Consider the following 16,271-nt stretch of genomic DNA (forward strand, 5'->3'; position numbering starts at 1 on the left):
AAGCAGAGAGCCGCTGACAGGATTGCCAGCGGCCAGAGGTTAGATCACCCAGGAGAGCAGCAGACACCCCACCAGACCACAGACCGAAATAATGGTCTCCAAAGCCGACCATGAGCGGATGGTTTCACCAATGGTCAGATTGAAATACTCTTTGAACAGCCAGAAGCCTGGGTCATTAACGTGTGAGAAGATCACGCTGCCAGACCCTACGGCGATCACCATCAGTTCCGGGCTCGCGCCACTGGTGACAATCAGCGGTGCCACGATGCCCCCGGCGGTAATCGCTGCTACCGTGGCAGAACCCAGGGCAATACGCAGCACTGCGGCAATCGACCAGGCCATAAAGATGGGAGACAGCTGAGTCGAGTGCATCATGCTGGCGATATATTTATCCACACCGCTATCAACCAGCACCTGTTTGAAGGCCCCGCCACCACCGATAATCAACAACATCATAGCGATGATTTTGATTGAGTCGGTCAGAGTATCCATCACCTGCTCCATCGTGCGGCCGCGATTCAGTCCAAATGTGAAAATCGCAATCAGCACGGCAATCAGGGTTGCCATCACCGGATCGCCAAAGAACTCTGCGTAAGGCAGCAGCGCATGGCCTTTAGGCAACAGCATCTCCGCCACGGCACGCAGTGCCATCAACACCACTGGCACCAATGCCGTCCAGACGCTGACGCCAAAACCTGGCATTTCCGCTTCGGTAAAGGTTTTCGGGTTATAAAGCCCCTGTGGAATCGGTTTATCGATGTTTTTCAGGAAACGGGCGTAAACCGGGCCCGCCAGAATGACCGTTGGGATACCCAGCAGCGTACCAAACAGCAGCGTTTTCCCCATGTCAGCATTAAACAGCGTGGCGATAGCGGTCGGACCGGGATGCGGCGGAAGAAAACCATGTGTCACGGACAAAGCAGCCGCCATCGGCACCCCGACGTAGAGCAGCGGTACGCGCGCCGATGCCGCCACGCTGAACACCAGCGGCAGCATCAGCACAAAGCCGACTTCGTAGAACAGCGCAAATCCGACAATGAAACCGGTCAGCACCAGCGCCCACTGAATATGCTTCGTACCGAACTTTTCAATCAGGGTAGTGGCAATACGCTGCGCGCCACCGCAGTCGGCCAGTAACTTACCGAGCATGGCCCCAAAGCCCATGATCAGCGCCAGGCTGCCCAGCGTTCCACCTACACCCGCTTTGATTGAGGTAATGACTTTATTGACCGGCATGCCCTGCATCACGCCGACGGCCAGCGCCACTAAAATCAGCGCGATAAATCCATTGAGCTTAAAGCGAATCATCAGCAGCAGCAGTAGCGCGACGCCGATCGCCACATAGAGTAATGGCATAGCTTTTCTCCACCTTGTGCACCGAACGGAATTCAGTGTCGATTTATTATCATGATCCCCGTAGGGCGACAAAACAGTGCAGATGTAAGATGTTTACACATCCCGACAAATGCTGTTACCGATAACATGTTAAGGGTAACATCCGCAGGAAAGCACCACCCCGCTGACGGTGAATTTCTGTTTTGCGAAGGTGATCAACTTTTTGCCAATGCGTTATCAGAAAGTTTGCCAGTGCCGACGCCGCGCTTTTCGTTACACTCAGATTTTAGCGAAATGTAAAAAGGATGTGCTGGTGAGTGAGAACCTGAGTGAGCTGTACAGTAATCAACGAACCCTCTTTGGCCGGGGCAGCCTGGATAAACTGGTGCCGCTGCTGGCCGCCCGGTCACAGCCTACCCTGCTGTTTTGCGGACAATCTTTCCTGCAGGGACCAGCCTATGCCCGGCTGAAAGCCGGACTCAACGATCACATTATTGGCTATGAAATTGTCAGCCATGAAGCCTCACCTGCCGAGATCGATAGCTGGGTGTCGCGCTGGCGCGGTCATGTCGATCGGGTGGTGGCGATTGGCGGAGGGAGCGTCCTGGATGCAGCGAAAGCATTTAGCGCGATGATTCAGCACCCGTTGCCCACCGCCCGTTATCTGGAAAAAGTGGGCGATAGCGCCGTTCAGCCCATCACGCTGCCGCTGATCGCTGTCCCGACCACCGCCGGGACCGGCAGTGAAGTCACGCAGAATGCGGTGGTGACAGACCAGCAGGATATCCAGATCAAAGCCTCGCTGCGTCATCCGGTCTTTGTGCCGGAGGTGGCAATTCTTGATCCGGATCTGCTGAAAGGCGCGCCTGATTCAGTGCTGGCGACCTGCGGAATTGATGCGTTTACCCACCTGTTTGAAGCGTATCTTTCCAGCAAAGGTAACCTCTTCACCCGGCAGCTGGCGCTGACCGGTCTGCGCCAGTTTATTCAGGCCTGGCCTGCATTGAATCGTGAGGATACGACGGGTGATGCGGCACGCGAGGCGATGATGATGGCGTCCTGGCTGGGGGGTGTCAGTCTCAGCAGTGCGGGTCTCGGAGTGATCCACGGTATTGCAGGCGAACTGGGCGCGATAAAACCGTTCCATCACGGTGAAGTGTGCGGGCGTCTGCTGTTTCCGTTTCTGGATCTGCTATCCGACAGCGACCATCCGCTGCAGCGTAAGCTGATGGCGGAGCTACACCCACAGCTCTTCAGCGCAGCCACAGACTCACCAGCACAGTTTCTGAAGCAATGGCTGCAGCAGCAGGCGATTACCCCGTTCTGGCAGGAAGGCCCCTCGCTGAGTCAGGCCGAGGCAGAGTGGATTCTGGCGCGAGCCAACAGTAAAAATTCGCTGGTGAATTACAGCCGCGAACAGATGCAGATGATGATCGCGCAGGCCTGGCACATCACGGCGTGATCAACCCACTGCCCGCCTTCTCTGTCGTGGAAACCCTGACCTGCCAGCCCTGGCAGGTCAGGCATCACCTCAGGAGAATACTGTTACGTCCGGATTCTGAGCCTGACAGCTAGGCCTGTATGGCAGCAAAAGGCCCCTCGCCTGCCAGCATCTGTTCAATCACCTGCAGCACGCCCTGCTCGTTGTTAGAGGGCGCTTCAAAGCGCGCCGTTTGCTTCACCCGCTCAGGCGCGTTACCCATGGCAAAACTGAAGCCGGATTGTTTCAGCATCTCCAGGTCGTTGCCGCCATCGCCGAAGGCCAGCACCTGGTCGTGCGTAATTCCCCAGCGTTGAGCCAGCAGATCCAGCCCGTGCGCCTTATGATTTCCCGGCACGATCAAATCAACCGAACCATGACCGCTTGAGGTCGCTGCCACACGCCCCTGATGCAGTCGCTCAATATCCGCCATCAGTGGCCCGATGTAGTCGTCAGAAAGATTGAGCGCGAACTTAAACAGCCGGTCATCCTGCACCTCATTCAGATGATGAATCGGCTTCAGCCGGTGACAGTAGTGGCGCATCTTCTTAAGCCAGGTCTCTTCCATGCCCTCGAAGTAATACGCGCTGTCACGTCCACACAGCAGGTAACGCAGGCCCGGATAGTTGCCGTTTTGCAGGGTGTCGATAACCGCGTCCACATCGCGCCGTTCAAAGGCACCGCAAAACAGCTCCTCATCACGATCAATAATCCATGCGCCGTTCTCCGCCACAAAGGCGATATCGCTGGCGATCTCCGGGAAGAAGGATTTGAGCTGGTAATACTGATTGCCGCTGGCCACCACAAATTTGATATCACGGGCGGTGAGTTGCTGATAGCAGTCGAGAAAGCGGGAACGATTGTACTGCTTGTTATCGTCCAGAAACGTGCCATCCATATCTACCGCAACCATCTTAACCGTCGTCATCATGACTCCTTACACAGGAAATTTCAGAGTGGAGTCTCAGGATAGCCGCTGGCGCAGCAAAACGGAAAGAAAGAGGGATGGCCGCAGCCATCCCTGGGGATCAGTTCAGGGCACTGTTCAGCACCAGTGCGGTAATCACCCCGGTCGCGGCGGCAATCAGCACATAGTTGCCGTCGATGTTTGCCCAGTGATAACCACGCGGTGGTTCACGCAGACCACGTTCATGCCAGTCGGCTACACGGTAAGAATCACCGCGATACGCCGGCGGAACAGGATGGCCACGACGGAAGTCGTGTCCCTGCCAGGCGAAATGGTCGCGGTCATTGCGGGCGTCTCTGCCACGGCGGTTGTTATCCTGATCCGGGCGATGATTACCCATGTCATGACGGCCGTTGTCGCGGCCACGATTCTGGTCAGGACCGCGACTGTCAGAACGATGATCATCATTCTGATGTGGCACCGGCATACGCTGCCCATCATCATGATCGTCTGCCCGTGAGGCCTGAGAAAAGAGTGTGCTGCATGTCAAAAGTGAAGCGATAAGCGTGAGTGTTGTTTTTTTCATGATACTGCCTCCGAAAATAACGGCTGTTCAGGCACCGTTGATCGGCATCATGGCAATAATCGTGGCGGGAAACATGTGTAAATTTCTTAAAATCCGGTTACTTACATACTATTACGCTTACTTAGCGCTTTCTTAACAGCGGTCATTTCCGGACAACATTCCTGACGAAATCCAGATTTAACGGCCAGCCTGAGAATGACGCATCAGGCTGACCGGTCAAGACGCATTACGGCGTGCTGAGGATCACTGGCGCATCCGGCAGCCCGGTAAAGTGCGTCACGATGTGATGGTAATCAGCCGTCGGATCCAGATCGCGGAACACATCCGGATAGAGATCTTTTGCCAGGATTTCCATGCCGATAATGTTGTAAGGGTGATTATAGAAATGATGGTAAACCCCATACACCCGCTTCTGTTTCACCGGTTCGATCTGCTCCAGACCGGTGCGGCTCTGCAGGCGGTTAAAAGTGGCGGTCACGTCGGCCTGACTGGCACTATAACCAAACGGCAGCACGTTGCTGTTCGGGCGTTTAGAGCCGGTCATGATGTAGACGTCTGGCTTCATGGCGATAATTTTCTCCAGCGAGACAAAACCTGAACTGCCGGGCAGCAACGCGGAGCCGATATTTTTTCCACCGACCGCTTCTACCAGCGCACCCCAGCCGTTATGACCGTGGGTAAAACAGCAGTTGTCGCTGTTACCGGCAATCGGCTCGATAAACACCGTCGGCTTGTGCTGCACCTGCGCAATCTTCTGCTGAAGCATCTCCCAGCGCTGCTGGTAAAAATCGGCGTAGTCTTTTGCTTCGGCTTCGCGATTCAGAACCGTGCCCAGCACTTTCACGCTCTTCAGGGTGTTCTCTTTCGGATGGAGTTCATCATCCAGGAACAGCACCGGGATATGCAGATTTTTCAGGGTAGCCAGAACGCCTGACTGCGTCAGGGCCGGTTTGGCACGCAGTTGCGCAATCATCAGATCGGGCTGCTTCGCCAGTACGCTCTCCAGATTGACCTGTCCCTGATCGTTAAAGCCCATATCCACAATCGAGGCCGCCTGCGGCCAGCGCTGCTTCAGCAGGTCCCAGGTCTGGGTGTCCTGCTTTTTAGGCAGGTTGTTCCAGGCAACGACCCGCTTAAAAGGATTCTGACGATCCAGCAATGCCAGCGCCATCACATCGCGCCCATCCTGCAAAATCACATGCTGCGGCTCTTTCTGCAGCGTAATTTTCTGTCCATCCATATCGGTCACTGTGACCGGGTAGGTGGTGGCCGCACAGGCGGTTGAGAGTAAAAGTGTGGTGGCTGCAGCTATCCTGATTTTCATTGTTCTCCTGTCCTTTAAAGGAATAATAATTATTCGCGTTTACTCTACCATGCGAATAAGTAACAAATGTAAGAATTGCTGACCAGATGCTACTGACAGAGAGAGTTTATGAGGCAACTGCAGGGTAAAATTACGGGGTGATGTCGCTGAATAGCGGGAGTCACAGAGAGAATGGCGAGCGACAGACAGACTGGCAGGCGCATCTCAAGGGTAGTGAGATGCGCCTGTTGCACTCAGGGTTACTTCACCAGCGAATAAAAGATCGCAGAGATAGCAATCAGCCCAATCAGCACCACAAACAGGTTGCTGATGTGACCGCTGTACTTCCGCATCGCGGGCACTTTCTGAATGGCATACATCGGCATCAGGAACAGGATCATGGCAATAACCGGTCCACCCAGCGTCTCAATCATGCCGAGAATATTCGGGTCCAGCGTCGCCACCCCCCAGGTGGTCAGCAGCATAAAGAGTGCCGTCAGGCGATTCAGTCTGGCGGGCGCGATGGTTTTACCGCGACTGCGCAGCGCCTTATTAACCATGCCATTAAACCCTTCACGCGCGCCCAGATAGTGACCGAGGAACGATTTGGTGATCGCCACAATCGCTATCAGCGGCCCCATCCAGGCAATCATCGGCACCTGAAAATGGTTAGCCAGATAGGAGAGGATGGTAATGTTCTGCGCCTTGGCGGCGTGTAAATCTTCAGGCGACAGGCTCAGCACGCAGCTGAAGACAAAGAACATCACCGTCACCACCATCATCAGGTGCGAACACGCCAGAATGCGCGAACACTTTTTCTCGGCGGCATCGCCATACTCTTCGCGTTTCGCCAGCGCAAACGAGGAGATGATTGGCGAGTGATTAAATGAGAAAACCATCACCGGAATCGCCAGCCACAGCGTCATCCACAGGCTGCTGCCCGCAGGCTGAACGTTAAGCGTCGACAGTACCGCGCCATGCCAGTGCGGGATCAGGTAGCAGGCCATCAGCATCAGCACTGCCACAAATGGATAAACCAGCACGCTCATCGCTTTAACGATCATCTTCTCGCCGAAGCGCACGATGGTCATCAGTCCGACAATCAGCAGCAGCGACAGCAGCACACGCGGCGGCGGCACCAGGCCGAGCTGATGCACCATCAGGCTCTCGACCGTATTGGTTATCGCCACGCTGTACATCAGCAGAATCGGGTAGATAGCAAAAAAGTAGAGCAGCGTAATCAACTTGCCCGCCCCGACGCCGAAATGCTCTTCGACCACCTCGGTGATATCACCGGCCGGGTTTTTACCGGAGAGCACAAATCGGGTCAGCGCGCGGTGCGCAAAGAAGGTCAGCGGAAAGGCCAGCACCGCCATGATGATCAGCGGAATCAGCCCGCCGACGCCCGCATTAATGGGCAGGAACAGCACACCCGCACCTATCGCCGTGCCATATAAACCCAGCATCCACATGGTGTCGGTTTTGCGCCATCCCGTATCGACGTCACTCTCAAGCGCGCCCAGCGTGCCAGTTTGCGTGGTTTTCATCAGATTTTCCGTGTTAAAAGCCGCCATTAACCTGAGTCGTCAGGCAGGTATAGGTCTGCCCCGCTCTCGTTAGCTGCAACCGGAGCAGTGAAGCGTAATGCTGACCCGCCCGTGCAGAGGTAATCGATTGCGTGCGCCACTTTTTACACCACCTGACGATAAAAGTTCAAGCCATGCAGATAAACACGCATGGATCGGCTAAAAAACCGTCAGGTTGTGCAACATGACTGCGCGGCGATCATGCCATCTTTGAGGCCGTTTTACTGCCCCTGAAAAGGTGATCCCAGTAACGATTCCGCGCAACGGGCTACGCTTAAACAGACGCTGTCGCGATCATGCCGACAGCCGCAAAGGAGAAGAGAATGAAAATTGCCTGCCTGGGATGGGGATCGTTGATCTGGAAAACCGGCGCGCTACCGGTCGCCAGTCAGTGGCATCACGATGGTCCGGAGATACCGATTGAGTTTGTGCGCATCGCAGACGGCGGCGAGTTATCGACCGCGATCTGCCTGAATGCGCGCCCGGTGCCGGTGTTCTGGGCCTTGCTGAACACGGCATCACTGGAGAGCGCCTGCCGCGCACTGCGCCTCCGTGAGGCGATTCCGGACAGCCGCATTGATGGCGTCGGGATGATGACGGTGACAGAAACGTCGGCGGGGCCGCTGGCGGAGTGGGCGCAGGCGAAAGGCATTGAAGGGGTAGTCTGGACCGGTTTGCCTGCCCGTATCGCGGGTGTGGAAGGCCAGATCCCGACGCTGGATGAAGCACGGTGCTATCTGCAGACTCTCACCGGTGAAACCCGTGAGCACGCGTATAACTACATCCAACAGGTTCCGGCACAAATCGACACGGTTTATCGTCGTGCGTTTGCCGATCTGACACGCTGGCAGCCCGATTCTGCTCCCGTGACGGTCACGACACCCCGGCAGTATCCGCCCTGCCAGCCTGGCTGAAACAGTCCAGCAGCCTGCACCGCTCTGCTTACTCTTCAAAGCGTTACTACACTTCAGGCAGGTTGCGATTTCAGGTTTCCTGAGTCTTTTCCGCGGATGGTCACGCCTTCTGGCCTGGCCGCTAGCCCCTTCTCAGCAGGAGATGAACAGATGAAAGCATTAACCTACCATGGCCCCCATAAAGTCAGCGTGGACAACGTGCCCGATCCGGGACTGGAAGCCGCCGATGACATTATCCTGCGCGTGACCGCCACCGCCATTTGCGGTTCAGACCTGCACCTTTATCGCGGCAAAATCCCCGGCACCGGGCATGGCGATATTTTTGGTCATGAGTTTATGGGCGAAGTGGTTGAGGCAGGCAGCGCAGTGACCGCCGTGGCCAAAGGCGATCGGGTAGTGATCCCGTTTGTTATCGCCTGTGGCGACTGCTTTTTCTGTCTGATGAGCCAGTATGCCGCCTGTGAAAATACCAACCCCGGACGGGGAGCCATCCTGAACCGAAAAAACATCACGCCACCCGCTGCGCTGTTCGGTTTCAGCAAACTCTATGGCGGTGTGCCCGGCGGCCAGGCAGAATATGTCCGGGTACCAAAAGCCAACACCGGCCCGTTTAAAGTGCCGTCAGTGCTGTCAGATGAGAAAGTGCTGTTCCTGTCAGACATTCTGCCCACTGCCTGGCAGGCGGTTAAAAACGCCGAGGTAAAACCGGGTTCCAGTCTGGCGATTTTCGGTGCCGGCCCGGTTGGCCTGCTCAGTGCCGCCTGCGCCCGACAGCAGGGTGCCGAACAGATCTACATGATTGACCACAACAACTACCGCTTAAACTTTGCCCGCGAGCGTTACGGCGTCATCCCGATTAACTTCGATGAAATTGATGATCCGGCTGGCTGGATTATCGAGCACAGCCCCGGTAATCGCGGTGTGGATGCGGTCATTGACGCAGTCGGATTCGAGGCGAAAGGCAGCATGACTGAGACTGTGCTCACCAATCTTAAGCTGGAAGGCAGCAGCGGTAAGGCATTGCGTCAGTGCATTGCCGCCGTCCGGCGTGGCGGTATCGTGAGCGTGCCGGGCGTCTACGCCGGATTCATTCACGGCTTCCTGTTTGGTGACGCCTTTGACAAAGGCCTGACCTTTAAGATGGGACAGACTCACGTGCATGCTTATCTGCCTGACCTGCTGAAACTGATTGAGCAAGGCCATCTGACTCCGGAAGAGATTGTGACCCACCATCTGCCGCTGGAAGATGCCGCACGCGGCTACGATATTTTCGCCAAACGCGAAGAGGAGTGCCGCAAGGTGATTCTGGTGCCAGGCATGGCAGCGACCCAGGCTACGATCTGATCGACTGAACCTTACCACCGAATCCCCGGCAGAGCACTCTGCCGGGGAACGCATTTCAAAACGGCTTACGTTCCAGACTGCTTCGCCACTCCCGCCTCTCCAGCAAATGTTCATCCGGTGAATCCGCCGTATCCACCTGACTCCCCTGCTCCAGCCATCGCGCACTGCGTGAATGGGGATGACTTTCACTGATCACCTGTTGTGAAAATGCGCCAAATGATAACAGCAAAAACAGTAATGCACTGGCCAGCCTCACTTTCATACGCATACCTCTTTAATAACGGTGCCGCTATGCTGCCCGAAGGGTTTTCATTTTCTGTCAGTAACAGGCAAAGTTATGTGGGGAGCGGGAACAAGCTGCGACGGGTTTAATCGCGGTTCAGGATAGCCAGGCAGTCCGGCCCGAAAGTTTTCCCGCTTACCGTCCATTTCCTTTCTGGAGGATGCCAGTGAACATCAATCAGTTTGATCAGCCGATCGGTGAAGCGCTGCCCGACTGGCAGCCGGTCGCCAGACCACCCCGCGCGCCCCTCACCGGCCAGCACTGCCTTCTTCTGCCGCTGAGCGTGGATCATGCGGAATCGCTGTTACAGGCCTTTATGCTGGCACCGGATGAGCGTGACTGGACCTGGCTGAGCGTGGAGCGGCCCACCTCACTGTCACAGATGCAGCACTGGATTGCGGATAAAGTGGCGGATGTGGCACTGGTGCCCTTCACGGTCTGCACTGTGAATCAGCAGCCCTGCGGCGTGGTCTGCTTCGCCAGCATTGAGCCCGAACAGGGCACGCTTGAAATCGGGCACGTCACCTGGTCGCCACTGATGCAGCGCAGTGTCATCGGTAGCGAGGCGATTTTTCTGCTGTTGCACAGGGCCTTCTCTCTCGGCTATCGGCGGGTAGCGTGGCGCTGTGATTCAACCAATGTCGCGTCCCGACGCGCAGCAGAACGGCTGGGGTTCCGCTTCGAGGGCCGCTTTCGTCAGGTGATGACGCGAAAACAGCGCAACCGCGATACCGACTGGCTGTCGATGATTGACCGTGAATGGCCTGAGGTTCAGCGCGCCCTGAGCGTCTGGCTGAGCGCGGATAATTTCACCGACGAAGGGCAGCAAAAGCGCCCGCTCAGCGCCTGCTTCGCCGGTGTTAATCGGGCCGATACAGACGCGACAAGCCCTGAACGCTGAGGCGATTAATGCAGCCGACGCACGCTCAGTGCCGCAGACCAGCGCTGTCGCTGACAGCGCGGACAGATAGCCGGTTGCTCCGCCTCTATCCTCTGTGTCTGGCCGCAATGGGTACAGGCATAGAGCGCGCTAACCGGCACCGTGCTGTAATCCTGCCGGTGCTCCGGCGGCAGGATGCTTAACCCGGCGCGCATCTCATCATCATCGTAGAAATAGAGGCTGAGCTGACCATCCACCTCCACCAGCGCCAGGCGGATCTGCCCCAGATGCTCCACACCACTCTGCCGCAGCTCCATAAAGAACTCATCTTCAGAAATATTCAGCCGATCCAGACTCTCCAGCACATACAATCCATCTTTAATCAGGGTAATGACGTCGCCCTGAATAAGCCGGGAAAAGCGCGAGCTGTGTGCTGTCAGCCAGGTGGTCAGGCGATAGAGCGCCAGCAGGACTACAAACACCATGATAACCGGTAGCACCGGCACATCATCGTAAAAAGTGACGTCACCGGATGCGGAACCCAGCGTCAGAATGACTACCAGCTCGAACAGCGACAGCTGGCGGACGCCGCGCCGTCCGGACACTTTCAGAAAGGTAAATACCACCAGATAAGCGATCAGGACCCGCGCCACCACCTCAAACAAAAAGGTGGCGGGTTGATCGTTGAGTAAGAAACGGTGCCAGTCGAATGAGAACATAGTCTGCTAAACATCCTGTCTTAAAGGGGCGTGCATCGTCGCAGTCGCCCGTTGATGACCTGCAGCTTCAGGCCAGTGATAACTCAATCTTGTCGCCAGCCCGGCAAAAGGCAAGCGAAGCAGTAAGACGAAAACGGGCGAGTCTGACCTCTCTGCATGTTCAGGAAAAGGTTAATAAAGCCGAAAATGGCGCTGAGCCTGTTCACGCTGCGCTTATCTGATCAGCCAGAAACCTGAATCAAAAACTTCCTGTTTATGGATGGTTTATTTTTACCGCTACGCTTTTTCTTTTCACTTCAGCAAGTTGCGAACAAAAACTTCATGCCTATACTTTCCAGTAAGGCTTCCGCAAAATCCATTAATGTCCAGAGAAGCCAGAATTTTCCTGCCGATAGCGCCGCCCGTGTCGTCCCGCTATCTCACTCGTCAGTACGCCACAGGACCTGATGTCTGAACCTCAGTGGCTGTGCCTTATGGCAAGGATCGCCCGTCCGCTCAGAGTGGTCAGATCGACCAGTCTGCAATGCAAACCTGTCACGCCCTGACCCGTTTCACGACGGCTCGTCAGCGGGAAGCGTTTTGCTTTTTTTGGGAGATGCCATGACGCCTTTTCTCAGTTTCTGGCAGGCCGGCTACGAAGGTGCCGACCATATCAATCCTGCCGGTCTTGCGCTGTCAATGAACGATCTGAACCAGCATCAGGCGCGTGCAGCAGAGGACTATGCCGCGCTGACCCCCTTTTCTATTCGCACGGTGCGCGAAAGCGTCGGCTGGCGCTTATGTGAGCGTGATGGCGGCTATGATTTCTCGACGATTGCTGCCCGGATGCAGGCCGCAGAGCAGCAGGGTATCCAGATAAGCTGGACGATCTGCCACTACGGCTGGCCCGCTGGAGTCAGCCTGTTTGATCACGACTTTGTCAGCCGTTTCGCCGCCTTCTGTGGCGCACTGGCCCGCTTTCTGGCCCCCTGGTATCAGCAGCCGCCGGTCTACTCCCCCATGAATGAAATCTCCTTTGTCAGCTGGGGCATCTCGGTCGGGCTGTTCGCCTGTGAGGCGATCCCGGAACCCGATGGGGCAAATGCCGCCAAGCAGCAGCTGGTGCGCGCGACCCTGGCCGCCTGTGATGCGATCTGGCAGGCCGATCCGCGTGCCCGTCTGCTGCACTGCGATCCGCTGATCCATATCGTGCCCGATCCTGCCGATCCCGCCAGCGACGTGCTGGCACGCGAAATGTGCGATACCCAGTATCAGGCATGGGACATGATCAGCGGCAGGCGCAACCCGGAGCTGGGCGGCGCTCCCCGCTATCTCGATCTGACTGGCGTGAATTACTACCACGACAACCAATGGGAACAGGGGACGAATCAGCGGCTTTACTGGCATCTGGGCGAGAGCCGTCGCCTGCCGCTACATCAGATGCTGCAGCAGGTCTGGCAGCGTTATCAGCGGCCACTGCTGCTGGCGGAAACCAGCCACGTCGGCAGCGGACGCGGAGCCTGGATCCATGAAATTACCGCTCAGGTGGCGCAGGCGCAGCTGGCAGGCACTGAACTGCTCGGTATCTGCCTCTATCCGATTATCGATCGTCCCTTATGGGAGGAGACCACATTCTGGACCCGCAGCGGTTTGTGGGACCTCGATCTGCTGGGACCGGATCCTTACGCCCGCCAGTTACAGCAGCCTTATGCCGACGCTTTACACCAGGCGCAGCGCTTTTTGCAGCACATCCAGTCCCCACGACAACAACGTCAGGAGCACACAATGAAACCACCTGTTCTTATCGTTTTCAGCCATTTACGCTGGGGATTTGTTTTTCAGCGCCCACAGCAGCTACTGACACGTCTGGCTCAGCACTATCGTGTGCTGTTTGTCGAAGAGCCGGTCTGGCAGGCGGGGCCGCCGGGCCTGCATCAGAGTTCGCCAGCCGCGAACATCACGGTGATCCAGCCGCATACCGACAGCGACGCACCCGGTTTTCACGACAGCCAGATCGCCCCACTGCTGCTGCTGCTCACGCCGCTGCTGGAAGAAGATGAACAACCGCTGATCTGGTTCTATACGCCGATGGCGTTGCCACTGCTGACCCCTTTTGACCCCTCTCTGGTGATTTACGACTGCATGGATGAGCTTTCCGCCTTTCAGAATGCGCCGCGCCAGCTGCAGCAGCGCGAATCTGCACTGATGACGCGCGCCGATCTGGTCTTTACCGGCGGCTCCAGCCTGTATGAAGCAAAGCGTGATAAACATCCGCAGGTCTACTGCTTCCCCAGCAGCGTCGACGCCATCCATTTTGAACAGGCACGCGATCGCACTAACCGTCATCCGCTGCAGGATACGATTCCGCCGCTGCGCCTGGGTTATTACGGCGTGCTGGATGAGCGCATCGATCTGCCGCTGATTGCGGCGCTGGCAGACAGCCATCCCGAATGGCAGATCATTATGGTCGGGCCGGTGGTGAAAATTGATCCCGCCAGCCTGCCGCAGCGCGACAACATTCACTGGCTCGGCCAGCAGCCTTATCAGGCGCTGCCGCAGTTTCTGGCGGGCTGGGATGTCTGTCTGATGCCGTTTGCCATTAATGCCTCGACCCGCTTCATCTCCCCTACCAAGGTGCTGGAGTATATGGCGGCGCAGCTGCCGATTGTCAGTACCGCCATTGTCGATGTCGCTCGCCACTACGCAGAGGAAGTGGCGGTAGCAGAGACTCACGCGGCGTTTATCGCCGCCTGTGAACAGGCAATGGCGATCGGGGCTGCAGAAAGGCTGGCGCTGGCGGGACGGATGCAGGCCAAAGTGGATGCCACCTCGTGGAATCACACCGCAGAGCAGATTCATGGACTGATTCAGCAGGCGCTGACGCAACGTCAGCCTGCACGCAAATCGTCGAGCGAGACCCAGGCACAGTCTAACGTCACGCCTCTCACACCAGCGATGCTGGAGAGTGATGCGGTGCCCTGCCTGATTATCGGCGCCGGCCCCACCGGACTGAGCGCCGGTTATCACTATGGCGAAGGCGCGGTGTTGCTCGAAAAAAATAGCACCCCAGGCGGCTGGTGCCGCTCAATTGACGATCAGGGTTTCACCTTCGATTATGCCGGTCATATTATGTTCTCGCAGGACCCGTATGTGTTGCAGCTCTATGAGATGCTGCTGGGCGATAACCTGCACTGGCAGGCGCGTGAAGCCTGGGTTTACAGCGACGGCGTGTATACCCGCTATCCGTTCCAGTCAGCGCTACACGGCTTGCCGGTCGAAGTGGTAAAAGAGTGCGTGCTGGGCGCTATCGAGGCGCGTTATGGTGAAACGGCCGCCGCCGCCGTACCGCTGGATCGGGCGCGGGCTCGACGGGACTGCTGTGCGGATGGCGCGATCCCCGATGAGGGCAGCAGCACTGGCATCGTGGAAGGCGAAGAGGATTTCCAGCACTTTATTATGCGCACCTGGGGTAAAGGCATCGCACGTCACTTTGCCCTGCCCTACAACCAGAAGCTCTGGAAGGTGCCGCTGACCGACATGGAAACCTCGTGGCTGGGTGGACGCGTCCCGTTGCCCGATCTGTCGCAGATCATCGATGGCGCGCTGCAACCGCTGGCGAAACCGGTCGGCCCTAACGCCCGATTCGGCTATCCGCTACGCGGCGGTTTCCAGGCACTGATGTCCGGCTTCCTGCCGCACCTGAAATGCAGGCTGGAAACGGATACGACGCTGACCCGCATCTATCCGCAGGCGCATGTCGCGCTGCTGGCCGATGGTCGCCACTACCGTTATGAGCAGTTGATCAGCACCATGCCGTTGCCGGAGCTGATTAAACTGATGGGCGATGAGGTGCCACAGAGTGTGCAACAGGCCGCGCAGCAGCTGCAGTTTGTGTCGGTGCGCTGCGTGAATCTGGGGATTGGCCGGGCTGACCTGACTGAAAAGCACTGGATTTACTATCCTGGCGATACGCTATTCCACCGCATCTTTGTACAGGGCAATGCCAGTCCGCACTGCAACCCGCCGGGCGGTTTCGGCTTGACCTGTGAAATCACCTACAACGCGGCCAATCCGCTGCCGCTACAGGGCGATGCGCTGATTGAGCGATGCCGTCAGGATTGCATCCGGGTCGGTATGATCACCGCGGACGATCCGCTGCTCTGTGCCTCAGAGGTCGATATGCCCTACGCCTACGTAGTCTATGACCATGCGCGCAGCGATAACGTGGCGTTGATCCGCCAGTGGCTGCTGACCCAGGATATTCATCTGTCAGGTCGCTACAGCGAGTGGGAATATTACAACTCGGATCACGCCTTCCTTGCCGGTAAGCGTGCCGCCGAAAACGTACGGCTGCAGCATGTCAGCGCAGGCACTCTGGGCTGACCTGACGCCGCTCGCTACGACAGTCGCTGATTGCACTTCGCGGCTTTCAGCGACTGTAACTCAGTGACTCGCTTCTCCGCCTTCTGAGTGGCATTGTATTTCGCAATGCCATTGCCCAGCCCGAAATCCCCGACAAAGCCCAGCACGGTCAGTGCATCAAACTGACCGGTCTGCTCAATATCACTCTGCACGCTGTGCGCTTTGACCAGTTCCTGATCCAGTGCGCTGCAATTCAGCGTCGCGGTCTCTTCCGGCGTCACTGCCGCCGCCTGTGGATACTGCTTGGTGGCGCAGCCGGTTAATACCAGCGCCAGCAACACCACGAAGAATGTCTGTTTACCCATTTCTTATTGCCTGTTTTTCGCCCGATCAACAGCGTTATCGGCAGCATACACCGGGAACATGAGTCTCTGACCTACCAATAATGGTCGAAACCGCTACGCTAATGTAGGATTCAGCGCGCTGCTGTCAGAGGCAGCCTGTTACCGACCGGAAGTCATGCAGCGAACGCACATTATCCGTTCATCATTTCTGCCAGATCTTTCAACCCGTTAGCCAGCATAATGCTGCCA

Annotated in this window: 13 protein-coding genes; 5 read left to right on the plus strand and 8 right to left on the minus strand. The window is 56.9% G+C overall.

What is annotated here, in order from left to right; genetic code table 11:
- Window positions 1-39: 39 nt before the first annotated feature.
- On the minus strand, window positions 40-1,356 hold the full coding sequence (gntT, locus tag HZZ01_RS09090) for a gluconate transporter (protein WP_179896576.1): 1,317 nt from the start codon (window positions 1,354-1,356) through the stop codon (window positions 40-42).
- A gap of 292 nt (window positions 1,357-1,648) precedes the next feature.
- On the opposite strand from gntT, the gene HZZ01_RS09095 reads away from it, so the two are divergent.
- Window positions 1,649-2,797, plus strand: a complete 1,149-nt coding sequence (locus tag HZZ01_RS09095; RefSeq protein WP_179896578.1) for an iron-containing alcohol dehydrogenase — start codon at window positions 1,649-1,651, stop codon at window positions 2,795-2,797.
- Between the two features lie 109 nt (window positions 2,798-2,906).
- Here HZZ01_RS09095 and HZZ01_RS09100 read toward each other — a convergent pair whose 3' ends face one another.
- The 4 genes from HZZ01_RS09100 to HZZ01_RS09115 form a co-directional block, all read right to left on the minus strand.
- Entirely contained in the window at window positions 2,907-3,743 is an 837-nt protein-coding gene (locus tag HZZ01_RS09100; protein ID WP_179897137.1) for a Cof-type HAD-IIB family hydrolase, read from the minus strand.
- Window positions 3,744-3,843: 100 nt separating this feature from the next.
- Window positions 3,844-4,308 carry an RcnB family protein gene (locus HZZ01_RS09105; protein WP_179896580.1) on the minus strand — a complete coding sequence of 155 codons (465 nt, stop codon included), beginning with the start codon at window positions 4,306-4,308 and terminating at the stop codon, window positions 3,844-3,846.
- Between the two features lie 226 nt (window positions 4,309-4,534).
- The gene (locus HZZ01_RS09110; RefSeq protein ID WP_179896582.1) at window positions 4,535-5,632 is read right to left on the minus strand and encodes an ABC transporter substrate-binding protein; all 1,098 of its coding nucleotides are present in this window, start codon (window positions 5,630-5,632) and stop codon (window positions 4,535-4,537) included.
- Window positions 5,633-5,871: 239 nt separating this feature from the next.
- Window positions 5,872-7,158 carry an HAAAP family serine/threonine permease gene (locus tag HZZ01_RS09115; RefSeq protein ID WP_179896584.1) on the minus strand — a complete coding sequence of 429 codons (1,287 nt, stop codon included), beginning with the start codon at window positions 7,156-7,158 and terminating at the stop codon, window positions 5,872-5,874.
- A gap of 362 nt (window positions 7,159-7,520) precedes the next feature.
- Here HZZ01_RS09115 and HZZ01_RS09120 point away from each other — a divergent pair, with 362 nt between their 5' ends.
- Window positions 7,521-8,111, plus strand: coding sequence for a hypothetical protein (locus HZZ01_RS09120; protein ID WP_179896586.1), 591 nt, complete (start codon window positions 7,521-7,523; stop codon window positions 8,109-8,111).
- 150 nt (window positions 8,112-8,261) lie between these two features.
- The gene (locus tag HZZ01_RS09125; protein WP_179896588.1) at window positions 8,262-9,455 is read left to right on the plus strand and encodes a zinc-dependent alcohol dehydrogenase; all 1,194 of its coding nucleotides are present in this window, start codon (window positions 8,262-8,264) and stop codon (window positions 9,453-9,455) included.
- A gap of 55 nt (window positions 9,456-9,510) precedes the next feature.
- Here the strand turns inward: HZZ01_RS09125 and HZZ01_RS09130 are convergent, their stop codons facing one another.
- Window positions 9,511-9,717: a hypothetical protein gene (locus HZZ01_RS09130; protein ID WP_179896590.1), complete on the minus strand. Its 207-nt coding sequence runs from the start codon at window positions 9,715-9,717 to the stop codon at window positions 9,511-9,513.
- A gap of 187 nt (window positions 9,718-9,904) precedes the next feature.
- Between HZZ01_RS09130 and HZZ01_RS09135 the strand changes: the two genes are divergently transcribed.
- Window positions 9,905-10,639: a GNAT family N-acetyltransferase gene (locus HZZ01_RS09135; protein WP_179896592.1), complete on the plus strand. Its 735-nt coding sequence runs from the start codon at window positions 9,905-9,907 to the stop codon at window positions 10,637-10,639.
- 5 nt (window positions 10,640-10,644) lie between these two features.
- Here HZZ01_RS09135 and HZZ01_RS09140 read toward each other — a convergent pair whose 3' ends face one another.
- Window positions 10,645-11,337, minus strand: a complete 693-nt coding sequence (locus HZZ01_RS09140) for a YetF domain-containing protein (RefSeq protein ID WP_179896594.1) — start codon at window positions 11,335-11,337, stop codon at window positions 10,645-10,647.
- A gap of 600 nt (window positions 11,338-11,937) precedes the next feature.
- On the opposite strand from HZZ01_RS09140, the gene HZZ01_RS09145 reads away from it, so the two are divergent.
- Window positions 11,938-15,699 carry an FAD-dependent oxidoreductase gene (locus HZZ01_RS09145; RefSeq protein ID WP_179896596.1) on the plus strand — a complete coding sequence of 1,254 codons (3,762 nt, stop codon included), beginning with the start codon at window positions 11,938-11,940 and terminating at the stop codon, window positions 15,697-15,699.
- Between the two features lie 14 nt (window positions 15,700-15,713).
- Here HZZ01_RS09145 and HZZ01_RS09150 read toward each other — a convergent pair whose 3' ends face one another.
- Window positions 15,714-16,043, minus strand: a complete 330-nt coding sequence (locus tag HZZ01_RS09150) for a hypothetical protein (protein WP_179896598.1) — start codon at window positions 16,041-16,043, stop codon at window positions 15,714-15,716.
- Window positions 16,044-16,271: the final 228 nt, after the last annotated feature.

The organism is Pantoea sp. WMus005 (genome assembly GCF_013415305.1).
Lineage (GTDB): Bacteria > Pseudomonadota > Gammaproteobacteria > Enterobacterales > Enterobacteriaceae > Pantoea > Pantoea rara.

What these genes read in the sequence shown, in the direction of transcription:
- HZZ01_RS09150 (WP_179896598.1), bottom strand. Translation starts at nt 16,043, where the DNA reads ATGGGTAAACAGACATTCTTCGTGGTGTTGCTGGCGCTGGTATTAACC.
- HZZ01_RS09140 (WP_179896594.1), bottom strand. Translation starts at nt 11,337, where the DNA reads ATGTTCTCATTCGACTGGCACCGTTTCTTACTCAACGATCAACCCGCC.
- HZZ01_RS09130 (WP_179896590.1), bottom strand. Translation starts at nt 9,717, where the DNA reads ATGAAAGTGAGGCTGGCCAGTGCATTACTGTTTTTGCTGTTATCATTT.
- HZZ01_RS09120 (WP_179896586.1), top strand. Translation starts at nt 7,521, where the DNA reads ATGAAAATTGCCTGCCTGGGATGGGGATCGTTGATCTGGAAAACCGGC.
- gntT (WP_179896576.1), bottom strand. Translation starts at nt 1,356, where the DNA reads ATGCCATTACTCTATGTGGCGATCGGCGTCGCGCTACTGCTGCTGCTG.
- HZZ01_RS09145 (WP_179896596.1), top strand. Translation starts at nt 11,938, where the DNA reads ATGACGCCTTTTCTCAGTTTCTGGCAGGCCGGCTACGAAGGTGCCGAC.
- HZZ01_RS09105 (WP_179896580.1), bottom strand. Translation starts at nt 4,308, where the DNA reads ATGAAAAAAACAACACTCACGCTTATCGCTTCACTTTTGACATGCAGC.
- HZZ01_RS09115 (WP_179896584.1), bottom strand. Translation starts at nt 7,158, where the DNA reads ATGAAAACCACGCAAACTGGCACGCTGGGCGCGCTTGAGAGTGACGTC.
- HZZ01_RS09110 (WP_179896582.1), bottom strand. Translation starts at nt 5,632, where the DNA reads ATGAAAATCAGGATAGCTGCAGCCACCACACTTTTACTCTCAACCGCC.
- HZZ01_RS09100 (WP_179897137.1), bottom strand. Translation starts at nt 3,743, where the DNA reads ATGACGACGGTTAAGATGGTTGCGGTAGATATGGATGGCACGTTTCTG.
- HZZ01_RS09125 (WP_179896588.1), top strand. Translation starts at nt 8,262, where the DNA reads ATGAAAGCATTAACCTACCATGGCCCCCATAAAGTCAGCGTGGACAAC.